At 57.1% G+C, this 23322-nt stretch carries 19 protein-coding genes and 2 tRNA genes; 16 read left to right on the top strand and 5 right to left on the bottom strand.

The annotated features are described in order from the left end of the window. The first annotated feature begins 21 nt into the window (after positions 1–21). From HWE04_RS02165 to HWE04_RS02115, 11 genes are all read left to right on the top strand, one after another. On the top strand, positions 22–3042 hold the full coding sequence (locus HWE04_RS02165) for a sensor domain-containing protein (protein WP_241811357.1): 3021 nt from the start codon (positions 22–24) through the stop codon (positions 3040–3042). A 456-nt stretch (positions 3043–3498) separates the two neighbouring features. Beyond that, complete coding sequence (locus tag HWE04_RS02160) at positions 3499–5472, top strand: methyl-accepting chemotaxis protein (RefSeq protein ID WP_039875023.1); 1974 nt, start codon at positions 3499–3501, stop codon at positions 5470–5472. Between the two features lie 164 nt (positions 5473–5636). After that, positions 5637–7577 carry a DNA mismatch repair endonuclease MutL gene (gene mutL / locus HWE04_RS02155; protein ID WP_241811356.1) on the top strand — a complete coding sequence of 647 codons (1941 nt, stop codon included), beginning with the start codon at positions 5637–5639 and terminating at the stop codon, positions 7575–7577. A 2-nt stretch (positions 7578–7579) separates the two neighbouring features. Further along, positions 7580–8524: a tRNA (adenosine(37)-N6)-dimethylallyltransferase MiaA gene (miaA, locus tag HWE04_RS02150; protein ID WP_446719202.1), complete on the top strand. Its 945-nt coding sequence runs from the start codon at positions 7580–7582 to the stop codon at positions 8522–8524. 69 nt (positions 8525–8593) lie between these two features. Beyond that, positions 8594–8670, top strand: a tRNA-Met gene (locus HWE04_RS02145). Positions 8671–8966: 296 nt separating this feature from the next. Further along, a complete protein-coding gene (locus HWE04_RS02140) occupies positions 8967–9782 on the top strand; it encodes a metallophosphoesterase family protein (RefSeq protein WP_241811354.1) in 816 nt (271 codons plus the stop codon). After that, a complete protein-coding gene (gene tmk, locus HWE04_RS02135; protein WP_241811353.1) occupies positions 9779–10405 on the top strand; it encodes a dTMP kinase in 627 nt (208 codons plus the stop codon). Before HWE04_RS02140 ends, tmk begins: the two co-directional genes overlap by 4 nt. Continuing rightward, positions 10402–11295 carry a hypothetical protein gene (locus tag HWE04_RS02130; protein ID WP_241811352.1) on the top strand — a complete coding sequence of 298 codons (894 nt, stop codon included), beginning with the start codon at positions 10402–10404 and terminating at the stop codon, positions 11293–11295. Before tmk ends, HWE04_RS02130 begins: the two co-directional genes overlap by 4 nt. Then, positions 11292–11636 (top strand): MazG nucleotide pyrophosphohydrolase domain-containing protein, encoded by a 345-nt coding sequence (locus HWE04_RS02125; RefSeq protein ID WP_241811351.1) that lies wholly within the window; start codon positions 11292–11294, stop codon positions 11634–11636. Before HWE04_RS02130 ends, HWE04_RS02125 begins: the two co-directional genes overlap by 4 nt. Next, positions 11633–12562: a thymidylate synthase gene (locus HWE04_RS02120; protein ID WP_241811350.1), complete on the top strand. Its 930-nt coding sequence runs from the start codon at positions 11633–11635 to the stop codon at positions 12560–12562. Before HWE04_RS02125 ends, HWE04_RS02120 begins: the two co-directional genes overlap by 4 nt. 21 nt (positions 12563–12583) lie before the next feature. Continuing rightward, positions 12584–12958 carry a hypothetical protein gene (locus tag HWE04_RS02115; protein WP_241811349.1) on the top strand — a complete coding sequence of 125 codons (375 nt, stop codon included), beginning with the start codon at positions 12584–12586 and terminating at the stop codon, positions 12956–12958. Between the two features lie 657 nt (positions 12959–13615). On the opposite strand, the gene HWE04_RS02110 is transcribed toward HWE04_RS02115, so the two are convergent. Then, positions 13616–14893, bottom strand: a complete 1278-nt coding sequence (locus HWE04_RS02110; protein ID WP_241811348.1) for a hypothetical protein — start codon at positions 14891–14893, stop codon at positions 13616–13618. A gap of 125 nt (positions 14894–15018) precedes the next feature. Continuing rightward, the gene (locus HWE04_RS02105; RefSeq protein ID WP_241811347.1) at positions 15019–15504 is read right to left on the bottom strand and encodes a hypothetical protein; all 486 of its coding nucleotides are present in this window, start codon (positions 15502–15504) and stop codon (positions 15019–15021) included. Between the two features lie 166 nt (positions 15505–15670). Between HWE04_RS02105 and HWE04_RS02100 the strand changes: the two genes are divergently transcribed. Further along, the gene (locus tag HWE04_RS02100; RefSeq protein ID WP_241811346.1) at positions 15671–16138 is read left to right on the top strand and encodes a helix-turn-helix domain-containing protein; all 468 of its coding nucleotides are present in this window, start codon (positions 15671–15673) and stop codon (positions 16136–16138) included. 23 nt (positions 16139–16161) lie between these two features. Here HWE04_RS02100 and HWE04_RS02095 read toward each other — a convergent pair whose 3' ends face one another. After that, positions 16162–17190 (bottom strand): site-specific integrase, encoded by a 1029-nt coding sequence (locus tag HWE04_RS02095; RefSeq protein WP_241811345.1) that lies wholly within the window; start codon positions 17188–17190, stop codon positions 16162–16164. 99 nt (positions 17191–17289) lie between these two features. Between HWE04_RS02095 and HWE04_RS02090 the strand changes: the two genes are divergently transcribed. Next, positions 17290–17361: transfer RNA gene (locus HWE04_RS02090), tRNA-Met, on the top strand. 124 nt (positions 17362–17485) lie between these two features. Here HWE04_RS02090 and HWE04_RS02085 read toward each other — a convergent pair. Further along, positions 17486–18526: an AraC family transcriptional regulator gene (locus HWE04_RS02085; RefSeq protein WP_241811344.1), complete on the bottom strand. Its 1041-nt coding sequence runs from the start codon at positions 18524–18526 to the stop codon at positions 17486–17488. A 438-nt stretch (positions 18527–18964) separates the two neighbouring features. Between HWE04_RS02085 and HWE04_RS02080 the strand changes: the two genes are divergently transcribed. From HWE04_RS02080 to HWE04_RS02070, 3 genes are all read left to right on the top strand, one after another. Continuing rightward, positions 18965–20029 carry a ketopantoate reductase family protein gene (locus HWE04_RS02080; RefSeq protein ID WP_241811343.1) on the top strand — a complete coding sequence of 355 codons (1065 nt, stop codon included), beginning with the start codon at positions 18965–18967 and terminating at the stop codon, positions 20027–20029. Between the two features lie 56 nt (positions 20030–20085). Beyond that, a complete protein-coding gene (locus HWE04_RS02075; protein ID WP_241811342.1) occupies positions 20086–21024 on the top strand; it encodes a 3-keto-5-aminohexanoate cleavage protein in 939 nt (312 codons plus the stop codon). Between the two features lie 88 nt (positions 21025–21112). Beyond that, positions 21113–22324 carry an ABC transporter substrate-binding protein gene (locus HWE04_RS02070; protein WP_446719204.1) on the top strand — a complete coding sequence of 404 codons (1212 nt, stop codon included), beginning with the start codon at positions 21113–21115 and terminating at the stop codon, positions 22322–22324. Positions 22325–22388: 64 nt separating this feature from the next. On the opposite strand, the gene HWE04_RS02065 is transcribed toward HWE04_RS02070, so the two are convergent. Continuing rightward, complete coding sequence (locus HWE04_RS02065) at positions 22389–23318, bottom strand: LysR family transcriptional regulator (RefSeq protein ID WP_077237358.1); 930 nt, start codon at positions 23316–23318, stop codon at positions 22389–22391. Positions 23319–23322: the final 4 nt, after the last annotated feature.

Here is a 23322-nt window from a genome sequence, read left to right as displayed (position 1 = left end):
ACCGGGCCACAGGGGGGCTGTATGGGGAGCCAGGAGTCGTTCACCGGCGAATTTGATCATCAGCGTGATCTGCCAGGTGAGGTGCCGCAGGATGATCAGAATCTGTGTGGCCAGGAGCGCGATGCGCTGCTGGGTGCATTGTGGCGTTCGATGGCCATTCTGGAATTCGCTGCCGATGGCACGATACTGCAGGCCAATGACAATTTCCTGGGCATGCTGGGCTACCGTCGCGAAGAGCTGATCGGCCAGCATCACAGCATGCTGTGCGAACCGCTGTACGTCCAGTCTGCGGACTATCAACAATTCTGGCAGCACCTGCGCCAGGGCGAGATCATCACCGGCACCCTGCAGCGCTGCCGCATCGACGGCACCATCGTCTGGCTGGAGGCATTGTGCAGCCCGATCCTGGACGAGCGCGGCGAACTCAGCAAGGTCATCTCGGCGGCCGCCGACATCAGCTCCCACATCGACGACTCGCATCACAGCAACAGTGTGCTGAGCGCGCTCAATCGCTCGCTGGGGGTGGTCGAGCTCTCGCCCGACGGCCTCATCCTTGCCGCCAACCGCAACTACCTCAAGACCATGGAATACCTGGCCGAGGACCTGGTAGGCAAGTCGCACTCCCTGCTATGCGACCCCGAATATGCCAACGGCGAGGAATATGCCGCCTTCTGGCGCGATGTCTGCAATGGCCGCTTCTTCTCCGGCCGCTTCCCGCGGCGCACCCGCAGCGGCCGCACGATCTGGTGGGAAGCCACCTATTCGCCCCTGCTGGACCCGCACGGCAAGGCCGAGCGCGTGATCTGCATCGGCAACGACGTCACCTACCGCGTGACCCGCGAAAAGAGCGATCGTGAACACCTGCACCTGCTCTCGCTGGGAATCAATGAAACAGACAATGCGGTGCTCATCACCGACGCCCAGAACCGCATCGTCTTCCACAACACCGGCTTTACCCGCATGCTCGGTTTCCAGAGCCAGCAGGTGATCGGCAAGCAACCACGCGAACTGTTCGCCCATCATCCGACCTTCGTGAAGTCGATCGAACGCTGCCACGGCGAGCTGCTGCAGGGCCACAGCTTCCATACCGAGGAGCTGATCCACGACTTCCACGAACAGCCGGTCTGGATTTCGGCGGTGGTCAACCCGATCCTGGACGCCGATGGCCGTCTCATCAATGCCGTCTGCGTGATGACCGACATCACCAATACCAAGGTGCATGAGGTGCTGCAGTACCGCGTCCTCAATGCCATGGCGCGCGACTCTTCGCTGTCCGAGCAGATGAACCTGCTGTGCGAGGAAGTCGAACGCGTCGCGCCGGAGGTGATCGCCTCCATCCTGCGGGTGGACGAACAGGGACGCCTGCACACCCTGGCCGGCCCCAGCCTGCCGGAGGCCTACAGCCGCGCCATCGATGGCCTGTCCATCGGCCCGCTGGTGGGCTCCTGCGGCAGTGCCGCCTTCACCGGCCAGGCGATCATCTCGGAAGACATCGCCAGCGATCCGCACTGGGCCGACTACAAGGAACTGGCGCTGACCCACGGCCTGCGTGCCTGCTGGTCGACGCCGATCAAATCGGCCGATGGCAAGGTGATCGGCACCTTCGGCTTCTACTTCCGCCAGCCCCGCCAGCCCAGCGGCTTTCATCACCTGCTGGTCGATGCTGGCCTGCACCTGTGCGCACTGGCCATCGAACGTGAAGCCTCGCGCGCGCGCATCCACCAGCTGGCCTTCTATGATTCGCTGACCGGCCTGCCCAACCGCAGCCTGCTGCTGGTCCAGGCCGGCCAGGCCATTGCCGCCGCCGAGCGCAACCACAGCACGGTGGCGGTGATGTTCATCGACCTCGATCGTTTCAAGCAGGTCAACGACTCGCTGGGGCACCAGGCCGGCGACGAACTGCTGCGCACGGTCGCCACCCGGCTGCAATCGCAGGCACGGCGCTCCGATATCGTGGGACGACTCTCCGGGGACGAGTTCGTGGTGGTCCTGACCCAGTACGACACCCTGCACCTGACCGAAGTGGTCAAGCGCATCCAGGAACGACTGGCCATGCCCTGCCACATCAACGGCACCCCGCTCAATCCCTCGGCCAGCATCGGCGTGGCGATCTTCCCGGACAATGGCAACGACATCGAAACCCTCCTGCACCGGGCCGATATCGCCATGTACCAGGCCAAGGCCGTCAATCGCGGCCGCTTCAGTTTCTTCAGCGAAGAAATGAACAGCATGGCCCAGGAGCGCCTGGCCCTGGAAGGCGCCCTGCGCGACGCCCTGCGGGGTGGCCTTTTCGAATTGCATTACCAGCCGCAGATCAGGCTGCGCGAGCATACCCTGCATGGCGTGGAAGCCCTGGCGCGCTGGCACGACGCACAGCTGGGACAGATCTCGCCGGGCCGCTTCATCCCGATTGCCGAGGAATGCGGCCTGATCGGCGAACTCGGCAAATGGGCACTGGAAGAAGCCTGTTTCCAGCTGGCCGACTGGCGTCGGCGCGGCATCCAGGTGCCTTGCATCTCGGTGAACCTGTCCGCGACCAACTTCCACGACTTGGACCTGCCGCAGTTCGTCACCGGACTACTGCGCCGCTACAGCCTGGTACCCACCGACCTGACCCTGGAAATCACCGAAACCGTGTTGATGGACACCAACCCCAGCACCAACCAGACCATCGCCGCCGTGCATGCGCTGGGCATCCCGCTGGCCATGGACGACTTCGGCACCGGCTATTCCAGCCTGGGCTACCTGCGCAAGCTCCCGGTTTCCGAACTGAAGCTGGACCAGAGTTTCGTGCGCGACATGGCCAAGGATGACGCCGTCAGCGCCTTGACCAATGCCGTCATCCGCATCGGCGAAAGCCTGAAACTGACGGTCGTGGCCGAAGGGGTGGAAGATGCCGACCAGTACCAGCTGCTGCTCAGCCAGGGCTGCGACGTGGCGCAGGGCTACTACTTCTCGCGCCCGATGGCGGCCGATGAACTGGAACGCTGGGTCAGGGATTTTCGTGCAAACCTGAACCAAGAAGCCGGCCAGGCGACTTAGCACTACAGTGGCCAAGATGGAGACAATCAGGAACAAGTGAGGCAAATTCGTCATGCCAAAAAAGCACTTTCCGGATAGAAAAACAACAGCACAGTTGCATGTGGGCGCAAACATTCGAAGTATTTTGATCGAGCTCAAACGCTGACGATATACTGACGGCCTCCCCCAGCGAGTACCGTAATGGCAGCGTCAGCAACAACACTGGCGCCGCACGATGTCAACGTGTTCGAAGCCGCGCACCATTGCCGATTCGGCAATGTCGCCGACGTGCTACCTGACCGGCACGCAGGCCGTGCCGCGCGAACGCAGCGTTGCAGGCTTTCCGCATGACGGAGAACAAGGAGGGGCCAACGGTCACAGCGTAATGCGCGCCTACCGGCGCGACCGTCCTCCCGGGCAGTTTTCCGTTCGGTATTTGCATTTCCACACGACGTTTTTTCAAAAACAAGAACAGCCATGGCTAACGATATGTCTGGTGCGCGCCGCGCATCCCTTTTCCACCGCTCGGTAGGTGCAAAACTGACTGCCATGACGGTCGCCCTGGTGGGCGTCGTCTTCGTGATCGCATTGATGCTGATCACCTATTCCGCCTCGCGCATGATGGAGCATCGCTCCATCGAACAGATGGGCAACGATGCCCGTGGCGTGGCCCACATGGTCGGCATCTTCGACCGCTCGGTGAACAGCCAGGTCGACCGTTTCTCAAAGATGTTCGACAATGAGTTCGGCAAGCTCACCCTGGATGAGAGCCGCACCGTACAGATCGCCGACCGCGCCACCCCGGTGCTGCAGAACGATGGACACGACCTGAACCTGGACTTTTCCATCCCGGACCGGTTCACCGGCCGTACCGGCGTGACCGCGACCATCTTCGCCAAGACCGGCGAGGACTTCGTGCGCGTCTCGACCTCGGTGAAGAAGGAAAACGGCGAGCGTGCCGTGGGCACCCTGCTCGACCGCACCCACCCCGGCTATGCCGCCCTGAAGTCCGACAAGCCCTATAGCGGCCTGGCCACGCTGTTCGGCAAGCAGTACATCACCAAGTACGTCCCCATCAAGAACGATGCCGGCCAGATCATCGCCGCCCTGTATGTGGGGATCGACATCTCCGCCGACGTCAAGGCCTTGAAGGAGCAGATCAAGGCACTGAAGATCGGCCAGACCGGCAATTTCTATGCCCTCAACGGTCGTGAAGGCAAGGACCTGGGCGTGATGATCGCCGGCGCCCCGCGCGAGGGCAAGGAAGAAGGCGCCAGCCTGCTGGAACTCAAGGATGCCGCCGGCGAGAGCTACATCAGGACCGTGCTGCAGCAAAAGGAAGGTGCGCTGCACTACACCGCCATCGATGGTCGCAAGAAGATCGTGGTCTTCACCCACTACTCTCCCTGGAACTGGGTCATCGCCGGCGAGGCCGCGGTTGACGAGATCACCAGCGAAGTCACTTCCATGCGCAATCTCTACATCGGCCTGGGCCTGCTGTTCCTGGCGGTACTGGGGGCGATCCTGACGGTGATGATCAACCGCATGGTCACCCGCCCGCTGGATGCGGTGTGCAAGGCCGCCGACCAGATCGCTGGCGGCGACCTGACCACCCGCCTGCACGTACACAGCCGCGACGAGATCGGTCGCCTGATGGGCGCCTTCAATGGCATCAGCGCGGGCCTGTCGGAAGTGGTCTCCAGCGTGCGCGCCGGTACCGAGGAAATCAATACCGCCGCCAGCGAGATCGCCGCCGGCAACCTCCATCTGTCATCCCGCACCGAACAACAGGCCGGCGCCCTCGAAGAAACCGCTTCGGCCATGGAAGAACTGACCTCCACCGTCAAGCAGAACGCCGCCAATGCGGTACAGGCCGACGAACTGTCGAGCTCGGCCTCGGACGTGGCCAGCCATGGTGGTGAAGTGGTGGGCAAGGTGGTGCAGACCATGGACGCCATCAACAGCTCTTCGCAACGCATCGTGGACATCATCAGCGTGATCGATGGCATTGCCTTCCAGACCAACATCCTGGCCCTGAACGCCGCGGTGGAAGCCGCCCGCGCCGGTGAGCAGGGACGCGGCTTTGCAGTAGTGGCCACCGAGGTGCGCACCCTGGCCCAGCGCAGCGCCTCGGCTGCCAAGGAAATCAAGGAACTGATCGATGCCTCGGTGCAGACCGTCTCCAGCGGCGGCCAGCTGGTGGCCCAGGCCGGCAACACCATGAACGACGTGGTCTCCAGCGTGCAGCGCGTCTCCACCGTCATCAGCGAAATCACCACCGCCAGCCGCGAACAGAGCGAGGGCATCGACCAGATCAACCGCGCCATCGCGCAGATGGACGAGAGCACCCAGCAGAACGCCGCCTTGGTGGAGCAGGCTGCCGCCGCAGCGCAATCGCTGCAGCAACAGGCCGAACGCCTGGCAGCGGCGGTCAGTACCTTCCGCGTGTAAGGCGGGTCTCTGGAGTGGGGCGCCGGAGGCCAGCAGCCCCTTTTGTCAGCCATGGGGCGCCGGTTTTTGCCGGATGGAAAACCTGTTTTTCTCCACCGCCAACGAAGCCGCCCACGGGCGGCTTCTTCACATTGCCGCCATTGCGTCGGCGGTATAATCGCCGGATGAACGCACCGCATGCCTCCCCTGTTTCCGATTCCGCCGCCACGCCCCATCGCCCCATCCAGGCCCTGCCCGATCAGTTGATCTCGCAGATCGCCGCAGGCGAGGTAATCGAACGCCCCTCGGCAGTCGTCAAGGAATTGCTGGAAAACGCACTCGACGCCGGCTCCACCCAGATCACCGTGCGGCTGGAGCAAGGCGGCGTCAAGCGCATCGCCATCACCGACAACGGGCGCGGCATCCCGCCCGAGCAATTGCCATTGGCCCTGGCACGGCACGCCACCTCCAAGATCGCCTCGCTGACCGACCTGGAGAATGTCTCCACACTGGGCTTTCGGGGCGAGGCCCTGGCCTCGATCGCCTCGGTAGCGCAACTGACGGTGACCAGCCGCACCGCCGACGCCCCCCACGCCTGGGAAATCACCGGCTCCCAGTTCGGCACGGTCGCCCCCGCCTCGGGCGCACAAGGCACCACCATCGACGTCCAGGACCTGTACTTCAACACTCCGGCGCGCCGCAAGTTCCTCAAGTCCGAACAGACCGAATATGGCCACTGCGCCGAGGTCGTGCGCCGCATCGCGCTGGCGCGGCCGGACGTGAGCTTCTCGTTGTCGCACAACGGCAAGACCGTCGATCACTGGAACGTCGGCGAATTCGCCAAGCGCAGTGCCCATATCCTCGGCGATGAATTCGCCAACGCCCGCCTGCCGCTCGACGAGAGCGCCGGCCCGCTGCGCCTGCATGGCTTCGTCGGCCTGCCCACGGCCTCCAAGGCGCGCGCCGATGGCCAGTATTTCTACGTCAATGGCCGCTTCGTGCGTGACAAGCTGCTCACCCATGCGGTGCGCGCAGCGTATCAGGACGTGCTGCACGGCGACCGTTATCCGGCTTACGCCCTGTCGCTGATGCTGGACCCCGCACTGGTGGATGTGAACGTGCACCCGTCCAAGATCGAAGTGCGCTTCCGCGACAGCCGCGCCGTGCACCAGTTCGTATTCCACGCCGTCTCGCGCGCGCTGGCGCAGACCTCGGCGGTCTCCTTCGGCAATCTGCCGCAACAAGCGGGTGAAGGCGAGGGTGACAGCCAGACAGCCGCCTCGGCCACCACCACTGCCACCGGGGGGGGCCTGCCCTGGATCCGCGAACAGCAGCAGCAGACCTTCTCGGCCCAGTTCGCGGAACCGCCACGCCCCTACTCCTTCGGCGGCAACAGCGGCTTTGGCGTGCGACAGAATACCGAGGCCTACGGCAGCATGTTCCGCAGCGATCCGCCCGCTGGCGAGGCCCTTACCGGTCGCCCCGCAGCAGGGTATCCGGGCAGCACAGCCGCGCCCGCCCCGGCGCCGCTGCCGGAAGGCGACTTCCCGCTCGGCTTCGCGCTGGCGCAGTTGCATGGCATCTACGTGCTGGCACAGAACCAGGCCGGCCTGGTGGTGGTGGACATGCATGCCGCCCACGAACGCATCCTCTACGAACAACTGAAGACGGCGCTGGACGGCAATGAGATCTTCCTGCAGCCCCTGCTGATCCCGGTGACCTTCTACGCCGATCCGGTAGAGGTGGGCACGGTGGAAGAACACCAGGAAACCCTCTCGGCGCTGGGCTTCGACATTGCCGTGATGTCGCCCACCACGCTGGCCGTGCGGGCGGTTCCGGCCCTGCTCAAGAATGCCGATGCCCAGACCCTGGCCCGCGACGTCCTGCGCGATGTGCGCGAATACGGTGGCTCGCGCGTGCTGCTGGAGCGCCGCAACGAACTGCTGGGCACCCTGGCCTGCCACACCGCCGTGCGCGCCAACCGCAGCCTGACCCTGCCCGAGATGAATGCGCTGCTACGCCAGATGGAGGCCACCGAGCGCTCCGACCAATGCAATCACGGCCGCCCGACCTGGACCCAGATGGGCCTGTCGGACCTGGACAAGCTCTTCCTGCGCGGGCAATGACGATGGAGAAGCACCCGCCCCTGGCGGTGGCCATCATGGGCCCCACCGCCTCCGGCAAGACCGCCGCCGCCCTGGAAATCGCACGCCGCATTCCGAGCGAAATCATTTCGGTGGACTCGGCCCTGGTCTATCGCGAGATGGACATCGGCACCGCCAAGCCCACTGCGGCCGAGCTGGCCGAAGTCCCGCACCACCTGATCGACATCATCGATCCCACCGAAGCCTATTCGGCCATGCAGTTCCGCCAGGATGCACTGCGCCTGACCCAGGACATCGCCGCGCGCGGCAAGCTGCCGCTGCTGGTGGGCGGCACCATGCTGTACTTCAAGGTGCTGCGCGATGGCCTGGACGAACTGCCGCAAGCCGACCCGGTCCTGCGCGCGCAACTGGACGAAGAAGCCGCCCAGGTCGGCATGCCGGCCATGCACGCCAGACTGGCGACGCTGGACCCGGTCACCGCCGCCCGCCTCAAGCCCAACGACAGCCAGCGCATCCAGCGCGCTCTGGAGATCACTTTGTTGACCGGGCAGCCGATGTCGTCGCTGCTGTCGCAAAAACCCGCCGAGCCATTGCCCTTCACCCTGTTGCCGCTGGCGCTGGAGCCGGGCGAGCGCGCCGTGCTGCACGAGCGCATCGCCCTGCGCTTCGACCTGATGTTGCAGGGTGGCGCCCTGGAGCGTGAAGTGGCCGCCCTGCGCGCACGCGGCGACCTGCACCTGGGCCTGCCCTCGATGCGTTGCGTCGGCTACCGCCAGATGTGGGAATACCTGGACGGCAGCATCGATGCCGCCACCCTGCGCGAAAAAGGTATCGCCGCCACCCGCCAGCTGGCCAAGCGCCAGCTGACCTGGCTGCGCTCCATGCCGGAGCGCATCAGCATCGACTGCAACCGCCCGGACGCCACCGCCGAGGTGCTGGCGAGAGTGCAAGAGGCTGTGGATAAGTAAATTCGAGGAAAATCCGAAAAACTATTGACAGAAGCCGCGCCGATGCTTATAGTCTCGGGCTTGCCTCCTGGTGATATAGCTCAGCTGGTTAGAGCACAGCACTCATAATGCTGGGGTCGGTGGTTCAAGTCCACCTATCACCACCAAAGACATGTAAGCCGTTGATTCCGAAAGGGTCAACGGCTTTTTTGTTGCCTTCGGACTACACGATTGCCAACTCATCGATTCTGTCTTTGAGACATAGTTGAGCAGAATAGCCCAAATAAACGGTGGCCTGCAATATTGGCCTGATTTTAGAAAGACCTACACAGACAAAAAAGAAGGAAAGGCCAATTCCGAATGGACATCCTCGGTAAGTCGCTCGATCAATGCTGAGAACAAGTAAGATATGCGCTCCATCTTAAGAAGAACAACTTCCAGAGTATTACCAGAAAGTATCACGATGAAGATTTTCCACCTCACTGATATGCATTTTGGAAACACAGCTGCAGCTTTCTCACCCGATGATCTTGAGAATGCCTTACAGCAGTTTTCGAGAGACTTCCAGCTCGATACTACTTACCTCATCGTGACTGGCGACGTTACATTCAAGGGACAAACAAGTGGATACGAAGACGCCACAGATGTCATCAAAAAAGCTTGGATTGATAAAGGTGGGAACAATGAACGCTTTATTGCCTGCCCTGGGAATCACGATATCTGCGCCAACAGCTTTTCAGACTTTGACAAGTTTCTGTATTCAATCAGACGTAGCTCCTCCTTGAATTTCGAAAATGAGAGCGCAATTGTTTTGCAATTTCAAAACTGCGTGATAGCAGCAATAAACTCCTCCCATCACAGAAATCATCAGTTTGGGCTGGTAGACGTTGATCAGCTTGACTTCGCATTAAACCAAGCAGCACTAACCGAAGATGATATTCGCCCCAGGGTTGCAATTATTCATCATCATGTCATCGGGGTAGATGCAAACGATTCCTCAACCATCAAAAACGCATTGCCTTTGCTTCACATACTTGAAGAGAATCGATTTGGACTATTGCTTCACGGACACCGGCACGCGCTTTCTGAATTAGTTGTGGGAGAGCACGGAATGAAAGTGCAAGCAGGAAGATCGCTAGCCTTTAACCAGCCCGGCTATGCTAACGGAATGACAATTCATGAGTTAACAGCAGACGGCTGGCAATCAACTCATCTATTTCTCTCAAAAGACAATCAAAGACCGGGGAAAGCTATTTTCGCAAAGCAGGAGAAGCTATGACACAACGAGGCTTATTTATCGTATTTGAGGGCATCGACGGCTCTGGAACATCCACGCAAGCATCACTGCTGCGTGGCCGAATTGAAAAAACAGCTCGGTCAGGCGTTCTCACATCCGAACCTTCGGAAGGGCCGGTGGGCAATATGATTCGCCAAGCGATGAAAGGGCGTGTGGTATTTTCGTCCAAGCCGGAAAACTTCGATCGCCAAATGGCTTATCTTTTCGCGGCCGATCGATACGACCACCTTTCGAACCCTATTGACGGAGTGCACAAATTTCTCGATAGCGGCACAACGGTCATCAGCACACGATATTTTTTCTCATCCTTCGCCTATCACTGCGCAACTGAGGCGGATTGGGAGTTCATCCGTTCGCTTAACTCTAATTTCCCCAATCCTGACTTGGTAATCTATTTGAAAAACTCAGTAGACAACTCAATTGAGCGAATTTCGAATCGAAAGCACATAGATGTTTACGAGAACAGAGAAAAATTAAAAAGCGTATTGGCAAACTATGAACGAGTCTTCAATGAATACACCGGGCAGTCATTAATTTTAGATGCAAAAGAGGAAATTGAGACAATTCATGGACAGATCTGGAACCGAGTTGAGAGGATGCTTTGACACACACAAATTACCCTTCCATTAAAAGTCTTGAGGACTTAGCAACAACAGCTCGCGCCGAAATTCACGAAGAAACACGCTTCTTCAACTACGTTCTGCGAGGAGAATTGACTCGACAAGCAATCGAAAAATTGCCGCTTCAAGATGTTACGGACAAAGCGTATCTTTGGCAGCAAAAAAATGTTCCACCAGATTTAATCATCAATCATGGGAGTTACATCGGGGACGGCGTAGAAGGTATTGCAAGTGAGCTTCAGAATAAATCAACCTCCAATCGAGCGCTATACTCATTAATCAACACAAAAGACATTTCCCAAAGCGGAGATATGCCTATCCCGTCCTTCATGGTATTCCAATGCGGTTTGGAGGGGGGGGTCTTGTATTGCTCGGCTTACTTTCGCGCACTCGAGGTTTCCAATTTTCTTAGGATTAATCTTGAGGAGATGAGGCTAAATCTTTGCACGATTTTAAAGAAAATCGACGCAACGCTTGTGCGAATTACGGTTTTTGCATTTAGTGCCTACAACCGCCCCAATCAATCCACGCTCGATAAGCCGAAATTAGATCAACTGAAAACTGTCGCGCTTTTGGATCTACTTGATAACGATAGAGGTTATGTTGCTACTCTATTAAAAGAAAAAGCGAGGGAGGCCACATTTATAGAGGTAGAGAAGTTGGAAATCATCTCGGAGTGGGCTTCGCCTAGCCGTAAGAAACGCCCCGAACTTAGCAATATCAATTCAATTTCCGCCGCTGCTGAATCGGCGATTAAGGTCGCCCAGCAGTTGGCAGATCTCCGGATTCGGCACTCAGTTCATGCGCAAGTATCAGATGCTGCCAAGCAGTATACGTCTGCGATCGACAAATTAGCTGAGGAGTTTCGAAAATGAGCACCACGCTTCAGAACCTTCTTGAAAGCCAACGTAAGTTTGATGAGGCACATGCGGCGGGCATTCCTTTCTTCGTAAAAATAGGAAAAGAGAATATAGAAGAGCTGGAGCATTTACTCGTTTGCATTCTCGGTGAGCTCGGTGAATTCTCAAACTTAGTAAAAAAGGTGCGACGCGGCGACGTTGAGTTTGACGACGTTAAGCCAGCGCTAGATGAAGAAATCGTCGACGTGTTTATCTACTTGCTGAAAATCGCAAATCAGTTCGATGTAGATTTAGAGTCTGGCTACAAGACAAAGATGCAAAAGAACGTGCGTCGCTTTTCTAAATTTGAGAGATGATTTTATTTCCTGGTATGAGCTTCAACGCGCAGTATCTACGAGCCTTAGATACTGCCATTAGTGGCACTCCGGTATATGAGCCTTCTCGAGCAGGAGAGGTTATAAACCTAGGACAAGCGTTCTTCGAGATAAACTCTAACGATCCTAGAATTCCCTTCTTAAAAGGAAGAGGATTTAATTGCTCTTTCGCGATGGTTGAAGCCGCTTGGATTCTCCTTGGAAGCCGCGAGCTGCAGCCGCTACTGCGCGAAATCCCCTCTTACGGAAAATACTCGGACGACGGCTCCACATTGAACGGAGCATACGGGTATCGTCTCCGCCATTATTTTGGGAAAGATCAATTAGATATCGCAGTCCAAGAGCTTAAACAAGACCCTAATTCTCGGCGTGTTGTTCTTTCTTTGTATGGCTCCCAAGATCTTGGCATAGGATCAAAGGACATTCCTTGCAATACTTCTATTTTCCTCAAAATCCGTGACCGAAAGTTAGATTTAACGGTTATAAATCGATCCAATGATCTTTTCCTCGGACTTCCTTACAATGTATTCACGTTTGGAATCTTGCAACTATACTTAGCCCGTCAGCTGCAGATATCGGTTGGCACGCAACGACATTTCACCGACTCTCTCCACCTTTATCGCGAGCACATTCCGCGAAGCGAGGAAATCGTCCAAAATAACACTCTGGACGAAGTGGAGCGCGAGAGTGCTCAGTTTGACTGGGAATACGCTAAATCCGTGGTGGACAGCGCCGAGTCGTTGCTAGATGGAGCTATGGAAAAAGTTACATCAAATCACCTACGTCACTTCCTTCTTTGGTGCCATCACAAAGAAAGAGACAACGCCAAGCAAGACGACCAGTCAGAGTTTGAGCATTTTTTTTCATTTCTCCGCTCCCGAGTCGGCAGACGCCGCCTTAACATTTAAAACTGAAATATAGTGACAACCATGCACGAGAATATAGCTAGCACCTTCGCTGAACTTGCGAGTTCCTCTGCCCCAGTCATCGTCAAAAACATATTGATTTGGGAAGAGCGATTAGCAGGAAAGCTCCCTGCTCTTAAAATAGCTTTAGGTAATAGCGGGCGTGGAATTGGTCTAGATTGCTCAGAAAGAACGGAGTCCCAAGCTCTTCGAACCATCTTACTTTCGGCAGTTGTGACCGCTTACGACCCATATCTAGCAGGATCTCCTTTGGGTATAGCACATCAGAGCGCAATAAAAGAAGCTGCTGCAACTCTTAATGTCGTTGAAGCAGATATCAAGCCTCTATCAACCGTCGAGAAAAATTTGTATGCAGTCCTTGCCACAGCAGCACCTTAAACCGCTGCCTTCAAGACTGCTTCGACCTAGATAATTAGCAGAAACAACATCGTTTATTGCTATCGGGGTTGGACGAGTCCTTGAGACAAGCTTCAGCAAAGATTTCTCGGACCAATTATCTAGAAGAATCAATAAGCCGAACCTCCCTCCTGTCCTCAAAAGCCTCATCAAATCGTTCATAGCGGGAGCGAGCCCTCCCGACAGAGGAAATCCATCACAGAAGCTCAATCGCTCCAAAGCCCTCGAATCCCGCGCCCATCCTGCACAACCGGACAATGCGTGAGAACTAACGCGCAACTGATGCGTAAGAAAACGAGAGGGGTAGTGAGCCCCCTCTACGGATGGAAGTCCTAGATATAAGAAATGAACCGGAAGGGTTTGCTGTCATCGTTCCGTCCTTCCGGAGCGCAATCCTTATAGGGCGAGGAAGACCTCCATTCCGCGCTCCCCTCTCGTATTTTCTGCGGCAGCCTACTTGAGAACCGATTTTATCTTTCTTTAGAAAAACGGCCGACAAAGTCGGCCAAAGATTTAATACACTTCTACTGTTTTACATTTCTACGCCGAAAAAAATCCCCAGAATGAGGTCGGAACCCGCATGAATCGGGCATCATGGAGAGAAAGATCTATCCCCACATCTATCCCTCCAGACATCCCCTACCGCGCCACACTCACTCTATCGAGATATTTATCCAGCGACTTAATTGTTCGCGCGACTGCTTTCCTATCACGCGGTTTGTCACCGGACATCAGAGCAATAAGACGCGAGATCCTTGCGGGACTCTCCCCGGCGATCTTACGTGCTTTCCAGGTGCTTACCATACCCGGGATACTCGAGAGGACATGACGCATGCCAGCATTAGACACTGCCACACTCAGTGATTGCTCAATTTGGGGTGCTCCAACTTGCTTCACGACATTATTTTCCCTCACGTCGCCTCGCTCAATCACCGCCCACTTCTTTCTAATTGCATCCGACTGCAAGACTGCATTTTCCCATTGCGCGTCGTCCGACAAATGCAGATGAATGACTTTTGAGGTGGGCGACCAATTTTCCTGCGCAAAACGCTCAGCAGCCGAAAGGTCGAATGGGGAGTCATCAAGAATCGTCGGATAATTGTTCACCGGCGAGATAGGTTTGTTGATCGAATGCGCAAGCCAATGCAGATCGATCACCTGCCTATCCAGACTCTCAGCGCGCTCATCAACGGTATGCAATTCCCGTTTCATTCTATGCATCGGCCGGAAACGAGGAGCATGCGCCTGACGCAAATTCATTTCGATATGGATCGCACAAAGGCTTTCACGCACTGCAGCATAGCCAGATGCCGGCGTCAAATGAAACGCCCTATCGACCAGTCGCTTCATTTCCGCCACCAACGCATTACCTGCACGACTCTGATATGGTCGCCCCTCTGGCATCGGAAATCTATACTCACCGGCAGAGGGTTCAGCCATTTTTGGAGATGCAACAACAGAAACCACCTTTGGCGGCATACTGGGCACAACAGCCGAATGTTCCGCCATTAATGGCGCAGCAATGGCAACTAACGTGCGCCCTTCAACTTCCGCCAACAACGCATCCCACTCGAGCGCATCTTCTTGCCTCTCTTGAGGACGAGGGGGCAGCACTCGATGACACAAGCCATTAATCACCTCAATCGACAATCCCTTCGAGATGCGATCGATCTGCTCTTCATCAACAGCAAGAAGCTGACTGATACCGGCATGGCGCTTTCGCAAATCCCTCAATTCATACGTGCTGTAATTATCAGCCGACAACCGCCCTTCTCTCGCCGCAGACAATACAGCCCATATTGCCGAAAGACAGGGCTCCTTCTGGCGACATTCCCCACAAGACAAATCAAGCGTCGCATCCAACCGACGCCCAAAGCAATCTGGCTTACCATCCAAAAACTCGTTGAATTGCCCCATTCCTACACCTCCTTTTTAAAGAAGGCGTAGGCTACAAACCGTAGATGGGATTTACAACACCATCTAAGTCATTGAATAAAAAGGAATTTATAAAATATTCTAGCCACTTGGTGTGTGATTCACCATCACGAACATTGTTCTTGCCACATTTCATCCATCAAATTCTTCGCGCCTTCTATTTCAGCAATCCTATTCAGCTCTGCCGGAGAGAGTTGTTCGTCTACGCTTCTTTTCATTAACGTGGATTCAACACCAAGCTTGGCAAGTGCCAACTTAATGGCCACAGCGGAATGTTTGTGGCCAAAAACATCCCTATCTTGAGGCAACTCTTCTAGTCCATCACGCTCTAGAAACACATAGTCAAACGCGGTGATAACACGTTGAAATCCAATGTATGCGCCATAACGATTCTTTGCATTTGCTTCAGCACAGAAAAAATCACCATTGGCACTCCAGTGTCGATTGCGAATCTGAACCGAAGCTGGGTCAGCAAACACCCTCCTTACATTGGCCTCGTGAAAATCATATTTGAAATGCCAAATTGCATATCCAATTGCCACCACCCCAAAAAAGAAAGCAGCCCAACTCTTCCAGTATTTTGAAAATTGCATCGTTGTTTTAATAGTTAAAATTTTCTGTCTTTGTATTTTTTGATAGCCCGACCGAAGAAATAACAATGGTCGTTAATGCTTCCCCAAATTTATCCTTAATCTTCAGGCTCAAAACGTCACGATTAGTGCGTGGCCGATAAATATACACCACCGGAACATCTGGGGCGTGAAGAACACCCTCAGAAAACAATTCGGGCAGCGAGTCAGGGAGCTACGTCTAGCCATGATGTGCTCCCAGGAAGCGTTTGCAGATCGATGCGGCTTTGCCCGCAGCTACATGAGTCGAATTGAACGTGGTGCTGGGAATCCATCACTGGATGCCATCGAAACACTAGCAACCGCCCTAGAGGTCGATGCGCAAGAGTTGTTCAAACCCGTTAATTCGACCTCTATCAAAAAACCAATCAGTGTCCCTTTTGCTGCTGATGGGACTTGCTTTCACCCTGATTTGGTGCGACCTCGCTCAAGTCGCTACCAAGTCGGTATCAGAGGGGATGAGCATCAGTTTGAGCACTTTGAAGATGCGCTGAACTATCTCCGAAAAATGGATGTAGCCTACTGGCGCCGTCCAAACACTAGCGGTAGCTGGGGTATCGTTAAAGCAGTTCATTGGGACGAGCTGCCGGGAAGCTAACCGATCCCAGCAGTTTTTTCCCCTTACGATTGGGCTAGCTTGTCTGCCAAACGTGCTGCACTCAGATGCGTATAGCGAGACAGCATTTGCAGTGTCTTATGTCCGGTTATGGACGCCACCTCCATCGCGCCAAACACGCCCCGCTCGAATAGGCGGCTCGTTGCCTCATGACGTAAGTCATGAAAATGGAGATTGCTTAGATACCCTTCATTCGGATTGATGCCATCATCAGCACATGCTTGCTGATATGTAGTCCGGGCACGCTCCACTGCCCTCGACCAAGCCTGACTGATGGATGCACCACTAATGCCAAACACTTGGCCATCCAGCCGTCTGGGCAACTCAGACAAAAGAGCAATCGCAATTGGGCTTAGAGGGACGATACGCCCCGTTCCATTTTTACTGTCATGCAAAGTAGCGGTTCTCTGAGCAAGGCTTATGTCTCGCCAACGAAGCCCAACGATCTCAGATAAGCGCATAGCGGTTTCTACGGCTAGCCGAGCAACCGGCACCAATCCTGAGCTTTCCGATGCTTCAAGCACAGCATCCAACTCCCCTGTATGCAACCGCCGTGACCGCGCATTGCTCACCACAGGCTTACGAATCAATGACACAGGATTGGCAACATCAATCGCCCACTCTTTGCGAGATATCTCGAAGCAATGGGAAAGGATTGCCAGACGTCGTCGCACTGTAGCAGGTGCAAGTGTTTTCAACCATGCATCACGCATTGCAGCTATCTCCGCCGCAGTAATGGAAAGAATGTCCCGCTGAGCCCCTTTCTCTCTCGCGATAGCATTGATGATGCAGGTTTCCTGCGCAGCCCCTTTTTTTGAAATAGAGATTTCATCCCTGTAGCGCTCCAAGGCTGCTTGCAGGGATGGGCTATTACTTACTTTGGATGACTTCCAACGACCTGCCTGAATATCCGCTTCAGTCTGACGCGCCCAAACGAGCGCATCCTTCTTGAGGTGAAAAGACTTACAAACTGCCCCCTCTTTTCGATAAACCCGAACGTGAAATTTACCGTTCCGTTCCATAATGCTTGCCACGTATCACTCCCTCTATCGGCGTAATTTGAGATAGAGTTGAGCAAAGGTGAGGGACAGCGATATGTGCTGCACTAAGCTGTTGATCCGAAAGGACTATTAAATAGCTCAGCTGGTTAGAGCACAGCACTCATAATGCTGGGGTCGGTGGTTCAAGTCCACCTATCACCACCAGATACCCGTCGCTGCATGTGCAATCATGCGTATGCGGCGCCGTCCGAAAAACCCGCCTCTTCGAAAGAAGGGCGGGTTTTTTGTTTTCCGAGCGCATCCGCTGCGGTTTGAAGACCAATGATGCTCATCTACCGACAGCTGGAGCGCGCAACTCCTCCAGTCCTTTTCCGGTCCAGCGCTTGAGCGCCCGGCGGAAATTGGCCGTATCGGTAAAACCCAATAGCATTCCGATATCGTCGGTACTCATCTTGGAGCTCTGCAGATACTCCAGCGCCAGCGTGCTGCGCACGTCATCAAGGATCTGCTGGAACGACGTGTCTTCGAGCGTCAATCGACGACGCAGGGTCCGGGGGGTGGTATTTAGCCGCTCGGCCACCGCCTCCATCGAAGGGAAATTGCCGGGAACTGCCATCAACAGGCGATACACCTCACCGCTTGCCCCCTCGGAGATCTTTGCCTGTCCCAGCAAGCGGTCGCAGGTTTCCTGAACCAGGGACGCAGTGAGCTGATGCGCCATCTTCGGTTTCCTGTCCAGGATCGCGCTGTCGTAGAGCAGCTGTGTTTCCGGCTGCGCGAATTCACAACGACACCCGAGATATCGTCTGTAGAGCGCTGCATGCGGCGGCCGCGCATAGGGAACCCTTGCCGTCAGGGGCGGGCAATCGAAACCGGCCACCTCTTGCACATGCGTCACGGTGATGGCGAGCTGGAGTTCGAACAGGAACTGCCTCAGCTCAGCTGATGGCGGCGAAACGAATCTGTCCGGAAAGCGCCATGTGACCGTCGTCGTCCCTTCTTCCCAGATCGCCGGAAAAGGCGGCGTTGCCAGCCGTCGGTATTTGACCGCCAGCCGAAAATACTCGCGCAGGGAGAGGCAAGACATCAGGGCATAGCCGTACATCCCGTAGGCCGACAAATGCAGGCGACTACCGATCTCGAATGGCGTGGCCGGGTCCTGGCTGAGCGCAAGCGCATTCTCGCAAACGGTCAGGAACTGCCTGAGCGAAGTCAGTGCATTGGGATCATGCAACTGCCCGGCCGACAGGCCGCTTCCCGCCAGTACGGATTGCGCGGCAATACCCTGCTCGGCCAGCACTTCCACGATGGCATTGATCTTGTAGGGCGCATAAATCCGCTCACTTGCCTTCGGCAGAATCTCCGACATGTGCGCCTCTTGAGGTTGTCCTTTGATGACCTGCATGATGACCGAAAATGACCTTCCCGCTCGAAGCGTATCTCACTACCATTCTGGAAACAAGCTCGGACAAGGCAAGACAGGAAAAGGCACCGCGGCACCGCGCGATCGCCATTGAACACGAGCCATCGGAGACGCCCACATGAAACCACAGCCCACCATTCTCTTTTCCGGATAGGCCAGCCATCTGGCCATCGCCAGTGACTGAAGCGGATGGCCGCCCGGTCACGCAGACCCGGATTGCATGCATTCATGCATCGGCTGCAGCCAGCGCGGCGGTCCGAAGCTTTCTGTTTTCTTTTTCCGAGCCCGAGTCCAGGGGGACCCGGGCGGGGCGATTGCACCCCTTGCCCACGGCACGTTGGCGCAATCGGATCAAATCATGACGACCATTCAAAAGGAGTAGCAATGCGGGCAGCAATCGTCGGCGCCGGCTCACTGGGCACCATCATCGGCGCCTTCATCAGCAAGGCCGGTCAGGATATCCATCTCATTGATAGCAACGTCGAACACGTCAGGGCCTTGAACGAACATGGCGCAACCGTCACCGGTTCGCTTGAGTTCAGTTCGCCGGTCTCGGCATTCACCCCGGACGCACTATCAGGCAGCTACGACCTGATTTTTCTGCTGACCAAGCAAACCAGCACACAGCAGACCCTGTCCCTGCTGAAAGCGCATCTCCATGCCGACAGCATCGTCTGCACATTGCAGAACGGGATTCCCGAACTGCTCGTGGAAAAGATCGTGGGACGACAGCGCACCATCGGTGGCGCCGTCGGCTTCGGCGCCACCTGGCTGCGCCCGGGCGTCTCCTCGCTGACATCGAGCAGGCAGGCACTGGAGCAATCGGCCTTCGAGATCGGGGAGATCGACGGCATCGAACGCCCCAGACTGGCCGTCGCCAAGCGCTACCTGGAATGCGTGGGCAGTACCAAGGTATTGAACAATCTGATGGGTATCCGCTATTCCAAGCTGTTGATGAATGCGACCTTCAGTGGCATGTCTGCCGCCCTTGGCTGCACCTTCGGCGAGGTGCTGGGCAACCCCCGGGCGATGACCTGCCTGGCCTTCATCGCCGACGAATGCATCAAGGTGGCCCACGCCCAGGGCATTGATCTGGTGCCGATGCAGGGCGAGGATTTCAACGCCTTCGAACTCCACGGCGCAGGCGACATCCCCGGCAAGATGCCGCTCTACAGGAAGATCTGGTCGCAACACGTGGCCTTGAAGGCCAGCATGCTGCAAGACCTGGAAAAGGGACGGGCGACCGAGATCGACTTCATCAATGGCGTGATCTGTCATCAAGGTCGGCAGCACGGTATCGCCACTCCCTTCAACGACAAGGTTGTCGACATCGTGACATCGGCCCAGCAGCGGCAAGTCCTGACCTCCCCGAACAATCTCCAGCAGTTCAACGGACTACTGGAACGCCACGCTGCGGTGCTTGCCGGTGGCGCCGCCTGGACGGCGTGATCTGCCCTTCTTCTGTCCGCCTTCCCACTACCGCCACTACGATCGGAGCCGCGTCCATGTCCCGTCACAAAAAGAAAGTCATCATTACCTGCGCCATCACTGGTGCAATCCATACCCCCACCATGTCGGATGCGCTGCCCTATAAGCCGGAGGACATTGCAAGGCAGGCCATCGATGCCGCAGAAGCCGGTGCGGCCGTGCTTCATCTCCACGCGCGCCACCCGGAAAATGGCGCCGTGTCGATCAATCCCGATCACTTCATGCAGTTCCTGCCGCAGATCAAGGCCGCGACCCATGCCGTCATCAATCTCTCCACGGGCGGCAGCCTGACCAATACGATGGAGGAGCGCATTGCCCCGGCACAGCGGGTATCGCCGGAGATGACGTCGCTCAACATGGGCAGCATGAATTTCTCCATGCACCCGCTGGCGGATCGTTACAAGGAATGGAAATTCGATTGGGAAGAAGCCTATCTGCGCAACTCCGATACCTACATCTTCCGCAACACGTTTCGGGATATCGCCTTCAGTGCCAGAGAACTGGGCGAACGACACCAGGTCAAGTTCGAACACGAATGCTATGACGTCGGCCACCTGTACAACCTGAAGTTCTGCATGGATGCCGGCATGTTCAAGGCGCCGGTATTCATCCAGTTCATCTTCGGCATCCTGGGCGGCATCGGGGCCGACATCGACAATCTGGTCTTCATGAAGCGCACCGCCGATCGCCTCTTTGGTGACCAGTATCAATGGTCGGTGCTGGGTGCCGGCGCCGCCCAGATCAACTTCGCCACCATGGCCGCATCCATGGGTGGTCATGTCCGTGTGGGCCTGGAAGATTCGCTCTTCATCTCGCGCGGGAAGCTGGCCACCTCCAATGCAGAGCAAGTGACCAAGATCCGACGGATTCTCGAAGACCTCGGTCATGAAATCGCAAGCCCCGACGAAGCCCGGGAGATCCTCGGCCTGAAGGGTGCAGACAAGGTGTCGTTCTAGGACACCAGATTGACCCACAAAAACCAAAGGAGACATGATGAAGCATTCGATTACACGGGACATCCAGCCCAAGCCACTCACCTCGGCCATGCGGCAACTCCTGAAAAATACGCTACTCGCGACAGGCCTGCTGCTGGCTGGCGCAGGTATTGTGCAGGCGCAGATTTCGGATGACAGGATCAAGATCGGTTTCGTCACCGACATGTCGGGGCCGCTGGCGGACAACGATGGTCCCGGCAGCCTGGAAGCCATTCGCATGGCGGTGGCCGACGCGGGTGGCAGCATCAATGGCAAGCCCATCGAGATTCTCTGGGCCGATCACCAGAACAAGGCCGACAACGCCTCTGCCAAGGTGCGGGAATGGGCCGACGTGCAACATGTGGACATGGTCATCGGCGGCGCCAATTCGGCCGCCATGCTGGCGGTGAACCGGCTGGTGGAGAGCAAGAAATTTGCCTTCCTGGTGGTCTCGGCGGGGGCGACGCAGTTCACGAACGAAGAGTGCACGCCCTATACCATCCAGTACGCCTACAACACGACGGCAGTCTCCAGGGCCTTGACCAGCGCGGCAATGAAGCAGGGCGGAAAGTCGTGGTTCTTCCTGACCAGCGACTATACCTTCGGCCACTCGCTGGAGACTGAAGCCAGCAAGATCGTCAATGAACAGGGGGGCAAGGTGCTGGGCCGTGTACGCCACCCGCTCAACACCGAAGACTTTTCTTCGTTCCTACTGCAGGCCCAGGGCTCCAGAGCGGATGTCCTGGCTCTCGCCTCCTCCGGGAGTGACACGCTCAATGCCATCAAGGGCGCGCGCGAGTTCGGCCTGACCAAGACCATGAAGATCGCCGGCCTGCTGCTCTTCATGAACAACATCGACAGCATCGGATTGAAGAATGCCCAGGGGCTGCTGCTCTCGGAGGCCTGGTACTGGGACCAGAGCGATGCCTCGCGCGCCTTTGCCAAGCGCTACCTGGCCAAGACCAAGCGCATGCCCAACAGCCTGCAGGCAGCCAGCTATTCCGCCACCGCCAACTATCTCGCTGCGGTGAAGGCCGTCGGCAGCGATGATCCGGTCAAGGTGCTCAAGCACATGCGCTCAGTGGGCGTGAACGACATGTACGCGAAAGGCGAGATCCGTCCTGATGGACAGATGGTGCATGACTTCTATCTGTACGAAGTAAAGAAGCCGAGCGAATCCAAAGGGCAGTGGGATTATCTGAAGCTGGTTTCCACCACTCCCGGCAATGATGCCTATGCCCCGCTGTCGGAATCCAGATGCCCGGCGGCCAAGCGCCCCTAGCCTGACGGGTATCAGGGCTGTTCACCATCGATGCACGCCGGGCCGTTGTTGAAGCGGCCCGGCGTCAGCGCATCAGCGCCGTCATTTCGCCTCCCGCCACCTCGAACCGCTCGACCAGATAATCCAGCAAGGCCCGCACCCGGGGCGCCATGTAGCGCGTGCGTTGGTAAAGCGCATGCACCGGTGCTTCCGGGGCGCGCCACTGCGGCATCACCACCTGCAAGTTACCCTCGCGCAAGTCCGCCGCCACGTCCCAGATCGACTTCATGACCAGTCCCTTGCCTTCGATGGCCCACTGCCGGGCCAACGCGCCGTCGTTGGTTTCGCGTGCGCTGGTGAGGGGAACGGTATGGGTCTGCACCACGCCGTCACGCTCAAAGCGCCACTCATTGGCCGGACCGCTGGCCGTGAGCAGCACGATGCAGTCCTGATGCTGCAGATCGGCCGGCTGTTGCGGCGCTTGGCGACCGGCCAGATAGGACGGCGCCGCGCACAGCACGCGGCGGTTCGGCGCCAGCGGGCGGGCAACCATGGAACTGTTCTGCGGTACACCGAAGCGGATGGCCAGGTCCAGGTCGTCCTGCAGCAGATTGGCGACCGTGTCGCCCAGGATCAGGGCCAGCGTGATCTGGGGATGCAGCGCATTGAATTCTTCCAGCCAGCCCTGCAGGACATGGCGGCCGAAGTCGGAGGTGGCGGCGATGCGCAACTTGCCGCTGACCGCGCTGCGGCCTGCCTGCAGGGCCGCCTGGGCATCGTCCAGCGCGGCCAGGGCCTGCTGGCAGTGCGACAGATAGAGCGCTCCCTCGGCGGTCAGTCGCAGGCGGCGTGTGGTGCGCTCGAAGAGCCGCGTGTTGAGCTCCGCCTCCAGCTTGACCAGCCGCGCGCTGGCGGCCGCCGGGGACAGGCCAATCTTGCGCCCCGCTGCTGACAGGCTGCCCAGGCCGGCGGCTTCCACGAAGAGTCGGATATCACCCAGGTTTTGCGCTGCCATTATT

Source organism: Herbaspirillum sp. C7C2 (assembly GCF_022627865.1).
Taxonomy (GTDB): domain Bacteria; phylum Pseudomonadota; class Gammaproteobacteria; order Burkholderiales; family Burkholderiaceae_D; genus Herbaspirillum; species Herbaspirillum frisingense.
Note: the sequence above shows the minus strand (reverse complement) of the source record. Positions and strands in the feature narration are given on the sequence as shown.